Here is a 15,085-nt window from a genome sequence, read left to right as displayed (position 1 = left end):
TTTCTGCGTTAACGGCCCTCTCCAACAAATCAACTCCGGAAGCAGAGCAGATGCACGCAAAAAGGGCTCCTTGTCCTCCACACTCAAATAGGCCCGCGCCTTAACTCCGGCCAATCCGGCGCGCAGAAACCCGCTCCAGCAAGCTCAGGCCGTCATAAATCAAAACCGCCAGGGCCGACACAATCAATCCCCCCTGCAACACAAAAGATAGATTGTTCGATGTCAGCCCGGCTATTGATGCCGGGATGTGACAGGGAGGGCGATGGCCGCATGACATGTGGGTATGGGATGACCAGGCCATGGGGCTGGTCATCTGTCGTCGTTATCAATGACAGGGGAATAGTCGGAGCGGCGTTAGGAGACGCAGAAACTGCCGGCAATATCCGCCTTGTATTGATTTCCGCGCCGGGGATAACCATCCTCAACCGCATCAAAGCTGAACGTACCGCGTAATTGCGCGCCCGTCTCCAGCAGTTGGACGGACCCCATGGTGCGGTTCCGGCCATAATCGAAGTTGCTGCGGAAGTTGGCATATTCCCGGCCGCGATACACATCCAATGTCCCAACGGCGCCATTTTCAAGGCCGGGGACTGTATTATCGTCCATGACAGATAGGTTAGCCGGCGCGGAAGCGTTGCCCGGAATGAGGATTTGCGCGACAATCCGGCTGGCATTGCCGACGCTCCCCACACTTTCAAGCCGCACGGCCCGCCCGCCTTTTGCGGGATGGACGGAGGCCTGCACCGCAATCCGGCTGCCGCTTGGCAGGGAAAGCTGCAGGAAGGAATGCTGCACTGACCCGATGGATAATGTGTTTTCACAGGCCCCTGCCACCTGCCCGGGCAGGGAAAGGGGCGTGGTGGCGGTCGCGGCGGGCCCGGATGATGCGGGCGGGGACGCCGAGGAAACAGGCGATGACGCGGGCGGCATGACGGGCGTGAGGGGCGATGCCATCTGGCGCTGCGTTGCGGCGTGATTTTGCAAGGCATCGCGCGCGGTATCAATGCCGCCTGCCTTGCCATCACTTAGAATATCTGCCGCCATGCCGGCACCCATGGTGAGGGATTCGGCGCCCATGCCCTGACCGGCGCCATAGGCCGTTATAGCGGCCGCCCCGCCGAGGGCAATCATCTTCGCGAAACTGTTATCTGATGCATTATCCTGCTGCCGTTGCCGGACCTGTGCCATGCGCTGCTCTTGCTCATAACGCCAGACCTCCGTCTGAACCGCCAGGTTTTCTTTGCCTGAGTTTTGTTTTGGCGTTTCCCCTGTCGCGAGGCGCGCGTCTTCATCCGCGCCATTGTCAATCAGACCTTCGACAATATCGAAAGAAGCCTTATCATAGGCGACATGCAGGGGCGTCTGGTCAAAAGCCGCGAGATTGCCGGTGGCGTTCCACCAGCTCGGCATCACGCGCCAGTTTGCCCGGGCATCCATATAGGCCCCGGCCGCGATCAGAAGCTCCAGCGATTCCCGGTATCCTTCGTTGTAGGTATAATAAGTGCGCCAGTCCGGACGCCATAGCTCGCCAGTAACCCATGCCTTACCAATTGTCTGCTGACCGATGGCGATTGCTCCTGAGGAAGCCCCGACTGCGCCGGAAGCGCCACGGCCAGCGCCGCCCACGGGGCCGGACGGTGTGAGACGGGTATCATAGAGCTGCCCCTGCCGCTCGATCCGGACAGACAGCGGAACCCCGGGAGAGGCGCGGACAATGTCGACAAAATCCTTGAAAGAATTGATGGACTGGCCGTTAATGGCCCGGATCACATCGCCCGCCTGAAGACCGGCCTGCGCCCCCGGGGCACCCGGCACCACGCCGCCGATCAGCGGTTGCAGGTCTTTTTGGTCGTATTTCATGTCCCGTACCCCGTTGGCCGCAACGATATGCAGCGGCGTCACGCCTGCCTGACCGATACCGGGGCCGAGATACAGGCGCCCGCCTGCCGGGGCGGCAACGGGCTCAACCGCGGCGCTGCCGGTATTCGGGTCTATCCCCTGATCCAGCAGCCAGGCAATGGCCTCCGCATGTCCGAATTGCGCGACGCGGTGCAGGGGAAACATCCCGTCAACGCCCATGGCATCCGGCCGGGCGCCCATTTCCACAAGCCGCTGCATGAGAGCCACTTCGCCGAAACGGGCTGCCGCGTGAAAGGTGCCATCCAGAAGCTCCTGATCCGTTTTCGCCCCATGGCGGAGCATGAGATCAACGGCTTCGGGGCTGCGGACGAGGGCGAACACCGGAAACAGCGTTGAGGGCACGTCATAGACTGACCAGGGCCCTTTCAGGACGCAACGCCCCGTGGTCTTTTCCGTCTCGTTACACCATCCGCCGAGCAGAAAGGAATATGCTGTCAGCGGACCGCCATCTTCCCATACCTTGTCCGTAACCGGTGCCCGGGTCTCTTTTTCGTATTCAATAAATCTGGTTTGCCGGATGAACTCCCAACTCAACCCGCGGTTCGGATCCGCCCCGCCGTTCAGCGCTTCCGCTACAAGATCGGTCCGGTCCGAGACCAGGCCGTAAACCAGCGCTTCGAACAATTTATCCGGATTTTCGCTGGTCTTGACCTGCTGGCGTTGGCTTTGCGGATCAAGGCGGCTGAAGTCACCAAAGGAGCCGCTGCTCGTCACTACTGGGGTGAAACATCCGCCAAGCGATAACAGGCTGGCGATAACGGCGGCGCGCAGGATGCTGACACGGTTTAGAAGGCTGATCTGCATAAATACGGACTCCGGACTTTTTTTGGCGATGTGAGCCGTTGTGACATTATTGTCAGTTTTTTGCAGGAATGTCAGTTACACGCGATCAGACGCCGCCTTGCCATTATATTCAGCGCCCGGATGGCGCTGTGGGCAATTTTCCTGATATTTCCCGAATTTCTCCCATAACTGTTTTTAATATTCGCTGTATAGGCTTTATACTGTAAATATAGGATGAAATTTTACTTAATTTACCAATTTTTTCGCCAGTATTACGTAATTTTTACCGAATCCTGGCAGATATTCCGTCCCTTCTTGGATTTAACATTTTATCCGCCGTCCATGGCTGCGCATAGGATGCTGGATTATTCGTTGCGCGCCGCCTATCCTGCGGCGATAAACTGAAAACTCCCGATACGCTGCGAGGAAAAAATGCAAAAACCGGACGCCTTTCATCAACATGAAGCCCTGCATATGGCGCTGTTCCTCGCCGAAAGCGTCGAAAGCCAGTTGATGGAAAATGCCTTCGTCAGGGATCATCCGGACTGCCGTAAACTGGCGGAAGCGGCCAATGATACGCTATTTAATCTCTATCAGCTTATCGGTTCTATCGATCGAAGCTGAGGCGGACCGCGGGGCATCCCGGCGCAAGAATGCGACCAGGGGTATAGGCGCGGTGGCCGGGACGGGCTATGATGGCCGGGAGCGCAGGACAGGGACGGGCCCAGATAGCAGAATATGAAAATACTGATCATCGAAGATGATGCGAAAATCCGCGATTATATCCACAAGGGGCTGCGGGAGGCCGGGCATACGGCCGATGCGGCGGAAGATGGTGAAACCGGGCAGCATCTGGCGCTGACGGAAAAATACGATGTGCTGATTGTCGATCGCATGCTGCCCAAAATCGACGGGCTGACGCTTGTCAAGACATTGCGCGGCAGCGGCAACCTCGTGGGGGTTCTTATCCTCAGTTCCCTCGGTGATGTAGATGACCGGGTGACGGGCCTGCGCGCCGGGGGCGATGATTATCTGGTCAAGCCCTTTGCCTTTGTCGAGCTGCTGGCCCGGGTCGAGGCGCTTGGCAAGCGGATGGCCGCGCCGGGGGCGAAGCAGACGACCCATCTCAAAGCGGGAGATCTGGAAATGGACCTGCTGAGCCGCAAGGTCAGGCGCGGCGGCAAGGTGGTGGAGCTACAGGCGCGGGAATTCCGGCTGCTGGAATATCTGCTGAAATTCAAGGGGCAGCTTGTTACCCGGACAATGCTGCTTGAAGGGGTGTGGGACTATCATTTCGATCCGCAAAGCAGCGTGATTGATGTGCATATCAGCCGCCTGCGCAAAAAGCTCGGCGATACGGACAGCCGCCTGATCAAGACGGTACGCGGCGCCGGATATATCATCGAAGACGGATTTTAGGAGCCGCCGATGCAGACGGACCCGCGGCCCCGCCGATATCTCGAAAGTTCCAGCTTCAAGATGGCGTTGCTGTTCACCATCCTGCTGAGCCTGTCAGCGGCCATACTCGGCTATTTCCTCATTGACCTTGGCAAGCGCGATTTCCTGCGCGAAAGTGAGGCCGCCATCGACATCGAGATCAGCATGATGACGACGCTGGCGGATACCGGGCCGGACAACCTCATTCCCTATCTGACGATGCGTGCCTCCGCCGATCCCGTTGTGCGTTTCCGCTATGAAAGTGCCACGGGTGAACGGCTGGCCGGGACAATCGACACGCTGCCCGAAAGACCGGATCGCATAACCGAGGGGGTGCTGCGCTTTCCCCTGGAGACAGAAGCGGGACCGCAGGACTTCGCCGCTAAAATTCATACCTTTGCTGACGGATCGCGCGTGATCGTGGCGCGCAATGTCCATGATCTGATCGCCAGCTATGATCAGCTCCGGCAGCTCAGCGCGCTGATCATGATCCTGATGCTGGCGGTCATCGTGGTCAGCTTCGCCATCAGCTATTTTGTTGTCAGCCGTATCAACCGGATTGCCGCCATCGCGCGCAATATCGTGGAGACGGGCGATCTGTCGCAGCGGCTGTCCATCGACAGTGAATGGGATGACCTCAGCAATCTCTCACAGGTACTGAACGGCTTTCTTGAGCGGATCGAGAGCCTGATGCGCGGTATCCGGGAGGTCAGCAATAATATCGCCCATGATCTGCGAACGCCGTTGAGCGGCCTTCGCAGCGATATCGAGGCGCTGAAAAACCAGCCAGTTGACGAACAGAAGATAGACGCCCTGCTGGTCGAGGCGGATCGGATTCTCGGCATTTTTCACGCGCTGCTGCGCATCACCAATATCGAGCAGGGCCGCCGCGCCGAATATTTTCGCGAGGTTAACCTCAGCACCCTTCTGACCGATGTGGCGGATTTGTACGAACCACTGGCCGAGGAGCGGGGCCTCCGTCTTGAGACAGAGTTGCCGCCCCGGCTCCGGCTCCGGGGCGATGGCGACCTGCTGTTTCAGATGTTCGCCAATCTGCTGGATAACGCCATCAAATTTTCCCCCGCCGGAGGGGTAATCCGCCTCACGGCCGGGCTGGAAAAAGGCCGCATCACCACCTGTATCGAAGATCAGGGCAGCGGTATTGCGGAGAGTGAAAAGGCGGATGTGTTCAAGCATTTCTATCGCGGTGACAGCAGCCGCAGCACCCCCGGAAACGGCCTCGGCCTCAGCCTGGTGAAGGCGGTGGCCGAGTTGCATCAGGCGCGTATCCTGCTGGAGGATGCCGAGCCGGGCCTGCGCGTTCGCCTCATTTTCCAACCTTACCAATAATTAAGGATTGCGTAAGCTGAAGGCAAAGGCGCGGGGTTTATAAGCGTCATCACTAACAGCAGGACGACGCCTTGAGCAGCATTGAACGCAAGAAAATAGCAATTATCGGCACCGGGATTTCCGGCCTCGGCGCCGCGTCATTGCTGCATCCGCATCATGACATCACGGTGTATGAGAAAAATTCCTATGTCGGCGGGCACAGCCGGACCGTGACGGTGCCGGGGGAGGCGGGGGATATCCCCGTCGATACGGGATTCATCGTTTTCAACAATCGCAACTATCCGCTGCTGACACGCTTGTTTGCGCATCTGGAGGTGCCCGTCGCCCGGAGCGATATGTCCTTCGGGGTGAGTGTCGCGGGCGGCTGGCTGGAATATGGCACGCGCACGGCGGGCGGTCTGATCGCCCAGAAACGCAATCTGATCCGCCCTGCTTTCTGGCGGATGCTGCGTGATATTCTCACCTTCAACAGCAAGGCGCGAACCTATCTGGAGGCGGATCCCGATGTCACGCTGGGTGATTGCCTTGATGAGCTGGGCATGGGGCGGTGGTTCCGCGATTATTACCTGCTTGCCATGGGCGGCGCCATCTGGAGCACGCCGGTTGAGGATATGCTGGATTTTCCGGCGCAAAGCTTCATCCGTTTTTTCGACAATCATGGTCTGCTGACCGTTAATGACCATCCCGAATGGTCCACCGTCAAAGGCGGCAGCCGAGAATATGTCCGCCGCCTTATCGCTCCTTTTGAGAAAAATATCCGCCTTGACTGCGGCGTTAACGCCGTCCAGCGGGAGGAGGCAGGGGGCGGTGTCATTATATCGGACAGCCGCGAAGAAATGGCGCGTTATGATGAAGTTGTCTTCGCCTGCCATGCCGATCAGGCGCTGCGCCTGATGGCGGATGCAACAGGGCAAGAGCGGGATATCCTGTCCGCCTTCCGCTATCAGCCGAACCGCGCCGTGCTGCATGGCGACACGCGCTTTCTGCCGTCCCGCCGGGCGGCCTGGTCAAGCTGGGTTTATCTGTCCGATGAACGTGCCGATACGTCCCCCGCTGTATCGCTGAGTTACTGGATGAATAATCTGCAACCCCTGCCGACGGATCAGACGCTGATCGTCACCCTCAATCCGGGGCGGGAGCCGGATCCGGCGCAGGTTTATGATGATTTCCTCTTTGACCATCCCGTTTTCGACGCCGCCGCCCTGCGCGCGCAGAAGGCCATGCCGACCCTTCAGGGGCGCGACCGCTATCGTTTCTGCGGGGCCTGGCTGCGCTATGGTTTTCATGAGGATGCCCTCGCCAGCGCCGTCGCCATGGCGGAGGATATGGGGATACAGCCATCATGGTGACTAAGCCGCAAATCTATACCGCCACGGTCATGCACAAGCGGCTTTTCCCAAAGAAAAACGCCTTTTCCTATGGCGTTTATTATCTGGCCTTGCCGCTGCCCGCCGCGCCGGTGCCGGGCTGGCTCGCCAGCTTTCACGCCCGCGATGTGGGGCGGCGGGACGGCAGCGATCCGGAAGGCTGGGTTCGCGATATCCTGAACGATCACGGCCTCAATGAACAGACGGCGGAGATTGTCCTCGTCACCATGCCGCGCGTGCTCGGCTATGTGTTCAACCCGGTCAGCTTCTATCTTTGTCTCGATGGGGCGGCGACGCTTCGCGCCGTGCTGTGCGAGGTGCATAACACCTTCGGCGAACAGCACAGCTATCTCTGCGCTCATCCCGATCAGGCGCCGATCACGGGGGATAACTGGCTGGAGGCGGAGAAACTCTTCCATGTCTCGCCCTTTCTGGAGCGGAGCGGCCGTTACAGATTCCGCTTCGACCTGACCGGCGACACTCTCGATATCCGCATTGACTATCACGATGCGGAAGGAAAACGGCAGCTTGTCACCGCATTGAACGGGCGGTTTTCGCCCCTGACGCAAAGCACGCTTTCCCGCGCCTTCTGGCGGCATCCGCTTGTGACGTTGAAGGCTATCGGACTGATCCATTGGCAGGCCCTGCGGCTTTTCCTGCGCGGGATCCGCGTCCGGTCAAAACCGCCGCAGCAGGCGCAGAAGATCAGCGCAAGTCATGGCCTTGAAGCCACTGCCGCCGGTGCGGCGGCGGACAAGTCGGGGCGCGAGGGAAAGCACACAGGGGAGGACAAGCGCATTGCCTCATAATTTTGCTATCGCAAGGGGAACATCATGTTTGACCGCCAGGTAACAACCCGGTTTCTGCAAAGCCTTGAACATATCCGCCACGGCGCGCTGACCGTGACCCTGCCGGACGGCAAAATCCGGCATTTCGAAGGGCCGGAGCCGGGCGCGGAGGCGGTGCTGATCCTGCATGACTGGCGGGTCATTGGCGCGGCGCTCCGGCGCGGGGATATCGCCCTTGCGGAATGCTATCGCGACGGGCTTTGGGATTCGCCCGATCCGACCCGCCTGTTCGAATTCGGAATGCAGAATCAGGCCGCCCTCGATAGCTATATCTGCGGCGGGGCGTTTGGCCGCATTGCCGCGCGCATGGCTTATCTTTTCACCCGCAACACCGTGCGCGGCAGCAAGAAGAATATCCATGCCCATTATGATCTCGGCAATGAGTTCTACGCCCTCTGGCTGGATCAGACCATGACTTATTCCTCTGCGCTCTTTGATGAGGGGGAGGACACGCTCTTCGATGCCCAGCACCGCAAATATGACCGGATCATCGACCGTGTCGGACCGTCGGGCCGGCTGCTGGAAATCGGCTGCGGCTGGGGCGGGTTTGCCGAACGGGCTGTGCAGCGGGGTGATTATGATTTCAAGGGGCTGACCATCTCAAAGGCGCAGCATGAATTTGCCTCAAACCGCGTGGGCAAGGAGGCCGTCATCGCGCTTGAGGATTACCGATACCAGAAAGGCCGCTATGACCAGATTGTCTCCATCGAAATGTTCGAGGCGGTGGGCGAGAAATTCTGGCCGCTTTACTTTGACAAGCTGAAGTCGCTGCTGGCGGGCAAGGGCAAGGCGCTTGTCCAGACCATCACCATCAGCGATGACGCCTTCGATCAGTATCGGCGGGGCGGGGATGCCATCCGCACCTTTATCTTTCCCGGGGGCATGCTGCCGTCGCCGGAAAAATTTCGCGCCGCGAGTGCGAAGGCCGGTTTGCAGGTGACGGATGCCTTCGCCTTCGGGCCCGATTATGCCCGCACTCTCACACATTGGCTGGACAATTTCGAAGCCCAGCTTGATGAGGTGCGCGCCCTTGGTTTTGACGAACCCTTTATCCGTCTCTGGCGGTTTTACCTGACCTCCTGCATCGCCGCCTTCCGGCACGGGCGCACCGATGTCATGCAGTGGGAATTACGTCATGCCTCGTAAATTTCTTGCGGCATTGGTCGCGCTGCTGCTGTCGGCCGGGCTTGTCCGCGCTGATGATATCATTAACCAGACCGTCCCCGATGCGCGTATGGTCGGTCAGGGAGTGCTCAGCTATGCCTTCTGGGATATCTATGAGGCGACGCTGTATGCACCGGGCGGCAAGTGGGATCCGTCGCGGCCCTTCGCACTCTCCATTGACTATTTCCGAGCCCTTGACGGCCGGGCGATTGCTGACCGGTCGGTTCAGGAAATGCGCAATCAGGGCTTTACCGATGAAGTCCGCCTTGCCGCCTGGCACGGGCAGATGGCGACCATATTCCCCGATGTGCAGAAGGGCACGCGCCTCACCGCCATTCATATGCCGGGGGCGGAAACCGATTTCTATCAGGATGGCAGGGCCATCGGCACAATTCGAGATGCGGAATTCGGACGCCGCTTTTTCGCCATCTGGCTCGCGGAGAACACCTCCGAACCGGGGCTGCGGCAGGCCCTGCTGGGGATGCCATGAAGTCGACTCCCATCACCAGCCGCGCCCTTGCCCAATATGCGCTGATCGCCCTGCCGCTGGCTTTTGCGGGCTTTCCGCTCTATGTGCTGGCGCCGGATTTCTATGCGACGGAATATGGCGTACCGCTGGCGACGCTGGGCGCGGCGCTGCTGGTCATCCGCCTGTTGGACGCGGTGCAGGACCCGCTGATCGGTCGGATCTCCGACCGGCTGGCGGGGCGGCTGATGCCTATTTTGATCGGGGCGGGGATATGCCTCTGTCTGTCCGTTTTTCTGCTGTTCAACGCGACGGCCATGAGCCCGCTGCTGCGCTTTTCTCTCTGTCTATTTGTGGCGACAACCAGCTACAGCATGATTGCCATCGCGCTTGGCGTCCGGGCGACCCTCTGGACCACGGAGAAGGCGGATCAGACCCGCATCGCCGCAGCGCGGGAAGGGGTGGGCCTTGCCGGGCTGGTGCTCGCGGTATCGCTGCCGACGCTGCTGCAACGGCTGGTGCCGGAGACGCAGGTTTATCTTTATTACAGCGCCATCCTGGCCCTGTTAACGGTGGCCGGTCTGGCGGCGTTTGCCCGCATTGCAGCTGTGCCTCGCACACCGGACGGGGATATGCGACATCGCTCATTGCGCGCTGCAATCGGAGCGTTGCCATCGGCCAGCCGCCGGTTATTCCTTGCCTATGGGATCAGCATGCTGGCCTCCGCCATACCGGCGGTGCTGGTGATTTTCTTTGTACGGGATCTGCTGGGGGCAGAGGCGCTGACCGGTCCATTCCTGCTGCTGTATTTCCTCGCCGGGATGGCCGGGATGCCGCTCTGGAAACGGCTGTCGGCCCGTTTCGGCAAATATGAAGCCTGGGCCATTGCCCATCTTGTCGCCCTCGCCGGGTTTATCGGCGCCTTCTTTCTGGGGGCCGGGGATATCTGGTTCTACGGGCTTGTCTGCACCCTGTCCGGCCTTGCCCTCGGCGCGGATTTGAGCCTACCGCCCTCGCTGCTCGCCGATCAGGTGCATGCAGCGGGGAATGAATCCTATTCCGGCACCCATTACGCCTTTCTGGCGTTTCTCGCCAAGGGCAGCCTTGCCCTTGCCTCGGCATTGGCGCTGCCGTTTCTCGATCTCGCCGGGTTCCAGCCGGGAACGGGGAATACGGCCGGGGCGTTGCTTGCCCTCTCCGTCATCTATGCGCTGATCCCCTGCCTGTTCAAACTGCTGGCGGCGGGATTGCTTTACTTCCTCTTTATCAGACCATCTTCGGGACAGAATGATGAACATATTCAAATTCATGGCAATAACAGGAGTTCTTCTCATGCTGAGCGGCTGCGGCGGAAACAGGCTTGACCTATATGAAGGCACGACGCCCACGGCGGATTTGCAGGATTATTTCAACGGTCCTGTAAAGGCCTGGGGTCTTGTGCAGGACTGGCGCGGCCGCGTGGTGCAGCGCTTCGATGTGGAAATGGTCGGCAGTTGGGAAGGGAATGTCGGTACCCTGCGCGAAAAATTCGTCTATTATGACGGCAAGACGCAGGAACGCGTGTGGACAATCCGCAAGCTGGCCGACAACCAGTATGAAGGCACGGCATCGGACATCATCGGCACGGCCAGCGGCGCGACAGATGGCAGCGCGGTGCGATGGAACTATGTGATGGACCTGCCGGTGGATGATACAACCTATCGTCTTACATTTGATGACTGGATGTGGGTGATGAATGACGGCGTGCTGATCAACCGTTCCTATCTCAAGAAATTCGGCATCACGGTGTCCGAACTGACCATCTTCATGCAAAAACAATAAGAAGACTATTATGACCACAGGCGATTATCATAACCGCATTGTCTGGATCATCGGCGCCAGCAGCGGTATCGGCCGCGCGCTGGCGCGGGAGCTGGATGCGCGCGGCGCAACCTTGGCGCTCTCCGCTCGCCGTGAGGAGGAGCTGGAGATGATGAACACCGCCCTTCGCGGGCGGCACCGGGTGTTCGCGCTCGATATCACCGAGGCGGAAACCGTCGCCCGCACCGCCCGCGCCATTGCGGCCGCCTTCGGGCGGATTGATCATGTGGTCTGCCTCGCCGCCGCTTATACGCCGATGCGCTTTGCCGAAATGGATATGGCCGTCGCGCGGCAGATGGTTGATATCAATCTGAGTGGCATGCTGAATGTCGCCCATGCGGTGCTGCCGGTGTTTGAGGGGCAGACGGCGCGGGGGCAGCTCGCCCTCTGCGGCAGCGTCGCCGGTTATATCGGCCTGCCAGGCGGGCAGCCCTACAGTGCGACCAAGGCCGCCATCATCAACCTTGCGGAAAGCCTGCGGGTGGAATGCCGTGAGAGCTGCGATGTCCGGCTGATCAGCCCGGGTTTCGTCCGCACGCCGCTGACCGACAAGAACAGTTTCGATATGCCGATGATGATCGAGCCGGAGGCCGCGGCGCAGGCCATTGCCGACGGTCTTCTCTCCCGGCGCTTTGAAATCCACTTCCCGAAGCGATTCACTTATGTGCTGAAACTGCTGCGGCTGTTGCCCTATGGGCTGCTGCTGCCGCTCCTCAAGCGGATCAGGCCCTGAGGGCGGGCTTATTTCGGCGCGGTGAAGATGAAGAAGGCACCTGCCGCAATCAGCGTAAAACCGCCCAGATGGTGCAGCGTGATTTTCTCACCCAGATACAGCACGGAAAAGCCGACAAAAACGATCAGGGTGATGATCTCCTGAATGGTTTTGAGTTCCGCCGCGCTGTAGACGGCATAGCCGAGGCGGTTGGCGGGCACTGCGAAGCAATATTCCAGCAGCGCAATCCCCCAGGAGACAAGGATCACCAGCCACAGCGCGGCCTGCGGAAATTTGAGATGGCCATACCAGGCGAATGTCATGAAAATATTACTGATGGAAAGCAGCAGGACGGGCGTGAGATAGGCAAGATGCTGAAACATGGACAACCCCTGTAATTTGCCGGGAATTTACCACTCAATCAAAGGCCGATAAAGCGTGATTAACGGGCGCCGCTGCCCTTCTCTTCCCCGCAGAACAAGGGGCGCAGGGAAGGGGAAGCGCGTTGCCGTCTTCCCCTTCAGGCTGTCCTCAGATAACGCCGAGGGCGTCCATCGCTTCGGCCACGCGGACGAAACCGGCGACATTTGCGCCGAGCACATAATCGCCGGGCGTGCCATATTCCTCCGCCGTGGCGGCGCAGGTGTCATGGATGTTATGCATGATTTCTGCGAGACGGGCCTCCGTCTGCTCGAATGTCCAGCTATCGCGGGAGGCGTTCTGCTGCATCTCCAGCGCCGAGGTGGCGACACCGCCCGCATTGGCCGCCTTGCCAGGGGCGAACAGCACCCCGGCTTCCTGGAAGAAGCGTACGGCCTCGGGCGTTGTGGGCATGTTTGCGCCTTCCCCGACAGCCATGACGCCGTTTTTGATCAGTATCTTGGCGTCTTTGCCCGTCAGTTCATTCTGCGTGGCGGAGGGCATGGCGACATCGCAGGGCACATCCCAGATTGAGCCGCCCTCCACATAGCGGGCATGACCGCCCTTGATCTTCGCATATTCGGAAATGCGGCCGCGGCGCCCCTCCTTGATGTCCTTCACAAGGGCAAAATCTATCCCCGTTTCATCGACCACATATCCGTTGGAATCAGAGCAGGCGATCACTTTACCGCCAAATTCGATGACCTTTTCCATGGTATAGATGGCGACATTGCCGGAACCGGAGACGACGACCTTCTTCCCGTCGAAATCATGGCCTTTCGTCTGCAACATGCGGCGGACGAAATAGGCGGCGCCATATCCGGTCGCCTCCTTGCGCGCGCGGGAGCCGCCATAGAACAGCGCCTTGCCGGTCAGCACACCCGCCTCATAACGGTTGGTCAGGCGCTTATACTGCCCGAACATATAGCCGATTTCGCGGCCGCCGACGCCGATATCGCCCGCCGGAACATCGACATATTCGCCGATATGGCGGTGCAGCTCCGTCATGAAGGACTGGCAGAAGCGCATGATTTCGGCATCCGACCGATCGCGCGGACTGAAGTCCGATCCGCCCTTGCCGCCGCCGATGGGCATGCCGGTCAGGGCATTCTTGAAGGTCTGCTCAAATCCGAGGAACTTGATGATCCCGACATTGACCGAGGGGTGAAAGCGAATCCCGCCTTTATAGGGGCCGAGGGCGGAATTGAACTGGACGCGAAAGCCGCGGTTGATGCGCACCTGGCCGCGGTCATTGACCCACGGCACGCGGAAAATGATCTGCCGCTCCGGCTCGCAAATCCGCTCGATCAGGGCATTGTTGGCGTAGCGGGGCCGCTTGGCGATCACCCGGCCGAGGCTTTCAAGGACTTCACGCACCGCCTGATGAAATTCATGTTCGCCGGCATTCCGGCGCAAGACATCATTCAGGATCGGTTCCAGTTTTTCATCAACATTGACCACAATTCTTCTCCAATGTGGGGACAGGGGGAGGTGAAACTGGCTCTCTTTAGGCTAATAATTAGGCAAGATGAACAATTATTTTGCAGTTTTCTGATGATATTTTAGGCGGCCCGCTATTATTCCGCCGGGTTCCTCTTCTCGCGCGTCAGGAGGAGGGAGGCGAGGATGCCGGTGGCGAGGATGGCGAGGGTGATGGCGAGTGAGTATTCGGGCGGGAATTTCGGCCAGCCAAGCGCCTTGGCGATAAAAATCTTTGAGCCGATAAAAACCAGCAGCGCCGACAGCGCATATTTCAGATAGGCGAAGCGGCGCAGGATGGCGGACAGCGCGAAATACAGCGCCCGCAGGCCCAAAATGGCGAAGATGTTCGAGGTATAGGCGAGGAACGGATCCGTCGTGATGGTGAAGACGGCGGGCACCGAATCAACGGCGAAGAGGACATCGGCAAGCTCGATCAGCACAAGCGCGAACAGCAGCGGTGTCGCATAGAGCGCCTTCTTGCCTCCTTCCTCCCGGGGCAGGCGGGCAATAAAATCGTGGCCGTGCAAACTGTCCGTCACGGGCAGACGGTTTTTCAGGAAGGATATCAGCCGGTTACGAGACAAATCTGGCGTTTCGTCGGAGGCGAACAGCATCTTCACCCCCGTCACCATCAGAAAGGCGGCGAACAGATACAGCACCCAGTGATAATGCGCCACGATGGTGGCGCCGAGGCCGATCATGATCCCGCGCAGCACAATGACGCCGATAATCCCCCAGAACAGCACCCGGTGCTGATACTGCGGCGGGATGGCGAAATAGCTGAAGATCAGCGCAATCACGAAAATGTTATCCATCGCCAGCGTCTTCTCGACGACGAAGGCGGTCAGATATTGCGCCGTCGCCGCGCCGCCCATCTGCCACCAGATAAAGCCGGAAAAGGCGAGGCCGAGGGAGATATACAGGGCGGAAAGCGCCAGGCTTTCGCCGATGCCGATGACGTGATCGGTGCGGTTCAGCACCCCGAGATCGAACGCCAGCAGGCCGATAATCAAGGCCATGAACAGCAGCCACATCCACAGCGGCTTGCCGAGAAACAGGATCAGAAGCAGTTCCACACCACACCTCGCGTCAGAATTGCCGGTGGTTGCGGCTGAAATATCCCCGGTCACACGGCACGCAGAATGCGGTCCGACATCGCGATAACACAGATCGCCAGAGGGGCCCGGGCCAGCCCCGCATACGTGGGCAGTCATGCCCGTCATTACAAGAACCACGTTGCCGTTCTGTAAAATTTTCCGGGCTGAGAGGGCTGTTG

At 59.5% G+C, this 15,085-nt stretch carries 14 protein-coding genes and 1 pseudogene; 10 read left to right on the top strand and 5 right to left on the bottom strand.

Features of this window, described 5'->3' with window-relative positions:
* Positions 1 to 100: 100 nt before the first annotated feature.
* A pseudogene (locus CMN55_RS17295) lies at positions 101 to 235 on the bottom strand (ABC transporter permease); the annotation flags it as partial.
* A 119-nt stretch (positions 236 to 354) separates the two neighbouring features.
* Positions 355 to 2,724: an ankyrin repeat domain-containing protein gene (locus CMN55_RS14040; protein WP_293950443.1), complete on the bottom strand. Its 2,370-nt coding sequence runs from the start codon at positions 2,722 to 2,724 to the stop codon at positions 355 to 357.
* Positions 2,725 to 3,135: 411 nt separating this feature from the next.
* On the opposite strand from CMN55_RS14040, the gene CMN55_RS14035 reads away from it, so the two are divergent.
* The 10 genes from CMN55_RS14035 (at position 3,136) to CMN55_RS13990 (ending at position 11,928) form a co-directional block, all read left to right on the top strand.
* Positions 3,136 to 3,327 carry a hypothetical protein gene (locus tag CMN55_RS14035; protein ID WP_293950442.1) on the top strand — a complete coding sequence of 64 codons (192 nt, stop codon included), beginning with the start codon at positions 3,136 to 3,138 and terminating at the stop codon, positions 3,325 to 3,327.
* 114 nt (positions 3,328 to 3,441) lie between these two features.
* The gene (locus CMN55_RS14030) at positions 3,442 to 4,122 is read left to right on the top strand and encodes a response regulator transcription factor (RefSeq protein ID WP_293950441.1); all 681 of its coding nucleotides are present in this window, start codon (positions 3,442 to 3,444) and stop codon (positions 4,120 to 4,122) included.
* A 9-nt stretch (positions 4,123 to 4,131) separates the two neighbouring features.
* The gene (locus CMN55_RS14025) at positions 4,132 to 5,490 is read left to right on the top strand and encodes a sensor histidine kinase (RefSeq protein ID WP_293950440.1); all 1,359 of its coding nucleotides are present in this window, start codon (positions 4,132 to 4,134) and stop codon (positions 5,488 to 5,490) included.
* 71 nt (positions 5,491 to 5,561) lie between these two features.
* Entirely contained in the window at positions 5,562 to 6,839 is a 1,278-nt protein-coding gene (locus CMN55_RS14020; protein WP_293950439.1) for an NAD(P)/FAD-dependent oxidoreductase, read from the top strand.
* A complete protein-coding gene (locus tag CMN55_RS14015; RefSeq protein WP_293950438.1) occupies positions 6,833 to 7,666 on the top strand; it encodes a DUF1365 domain-containing protein in 834 nt (277 codons plus the stop codon). The genes CMN55_RS14020 and CMN55_RS14015 overlap by 7 nt, the downstream gene beginning before the upstream one ends.
* Positions 7,667 to 7,690: 24 nt before the next feature.
* Positions 7,691 to 8,851 (top strand): SAM-dependent methyltransferase, encoded by a 1,161-nt coding sequence (locus CMN55_RS14010; protein WP_293950437.1) that lies wholly within the window; start codon positions 7,691 to 7,693, stop codon positions 8,849 to 8,851.
* Positions 8,841 to 9,359, top strand: a complete 519-nt coding sequence (locus CMN55_RS14005; protein ID WP_293950436.1) for a chalcone isomerase family protein — start codon at positions 8,841 to 8,843, stop codon at positions 9,357 to 9,359. Before CMN55_RS14010 ends, CMN55_RS14005 begins: the two co-directional genes overlap by 11 nt.
* Entirely contained in the window at positions 9,356 to 10,699 is a 1,344-nt protein-coding gene (locus CMN55_RS14000) for an MFS transporter (protein WP_293950435.1), read from the top strand. The genes CMN55_RS14005 and CMN55_RS14000 overlap by 4 nt, the downstream gene beginning before the upstream one ends.
* Positions 10,668 to 11,156 carry a DUF3833 domain-containing protein gene (locus CMN55_RS13995; RefSeq protein WP_293950434.1) on the top strand — a complete coding sequence of 163 codons (489 nt, stop codon included), beginning with the start codon at positions 10,668 to 10,670 and terminating at the stop codon, positions 11,154 to 11,156. Before CMN55_RS14000 ends, CMN55_RS13995 begins: the two co-directional genes overlap by 32 nt.
* A 10-nt stretch (positions 11,157 to 11,166) precedes the next feature.
* Positions 11,167 to 11,928, top strand: a complete 762-nt coding sequence (locus CMN55_RS13990; RefSeq protein WP_293950433.1) for an SDR family NAD(P)-dependent oxidoreductase — start codon at positions 11,167 to 11,169, stop codon at positions 11,926 to 11,928.
* Positions 11,929 to 11,936: 8 nt separating this feature from the next.
* On the opposite strand, the gene CMN55_RS13985 is transcribed toward CMN55_RS13990, so the two are convergent.
* From CMN55_RS13985 to CMN55_RS13975, 3 genes are all read right to left on the bottom strand, one after another.
* On the bottom strand, positions 11,937 to 12,290 hold the full coding sequence (locus tag CMN55_RS13985) for a DMT family protein (protein WP_293950432.1): 354 nt from the start codon (positions 12,288 to 12,290) through the stop codon (positions 11,937 to 11,939).
* 148 nt (positions 12,291 to 12,438) lie between these two features.
* Positions 12,439 to 13,788, bottom strand: coding sequence for an NADP-specific glutamate dehydrogenase (gene gdhA, locus CMN55_RS13980; protein WP_293950431.1), 1,350 nt, complete (start codon positions 13,786 to 13,788; stop codon positions 12,439 to 12,441).
* 116 nt (positions 13,789 to 13,904) lie between these two features.
* On the bottom strand, positions 13,905 to 14,885 hold the full coding sequence (locus tag CMN55_RS13975; protein ID WP_293950430.1) for a TerC family protein: 981 nt from the start codon (positions 14,883 to 14,885) through the stop codon (positions 13,905 to 13,907).
* Between the last annotated feature and the right edge of the window lie 200 nt (positions 14,886 to 15,085).

Source organism: Sneathiella sp. (genome assembly GCF_002694385.1).
GTDB lineage: Bacteria > Pseudomonadota > Alphaproteobacteria > Sneathiellales > Sneathiellaceae > Sneathiella.
This window is presented reverse-complemented; position numbering and strand designations above follow the sequence as displayed.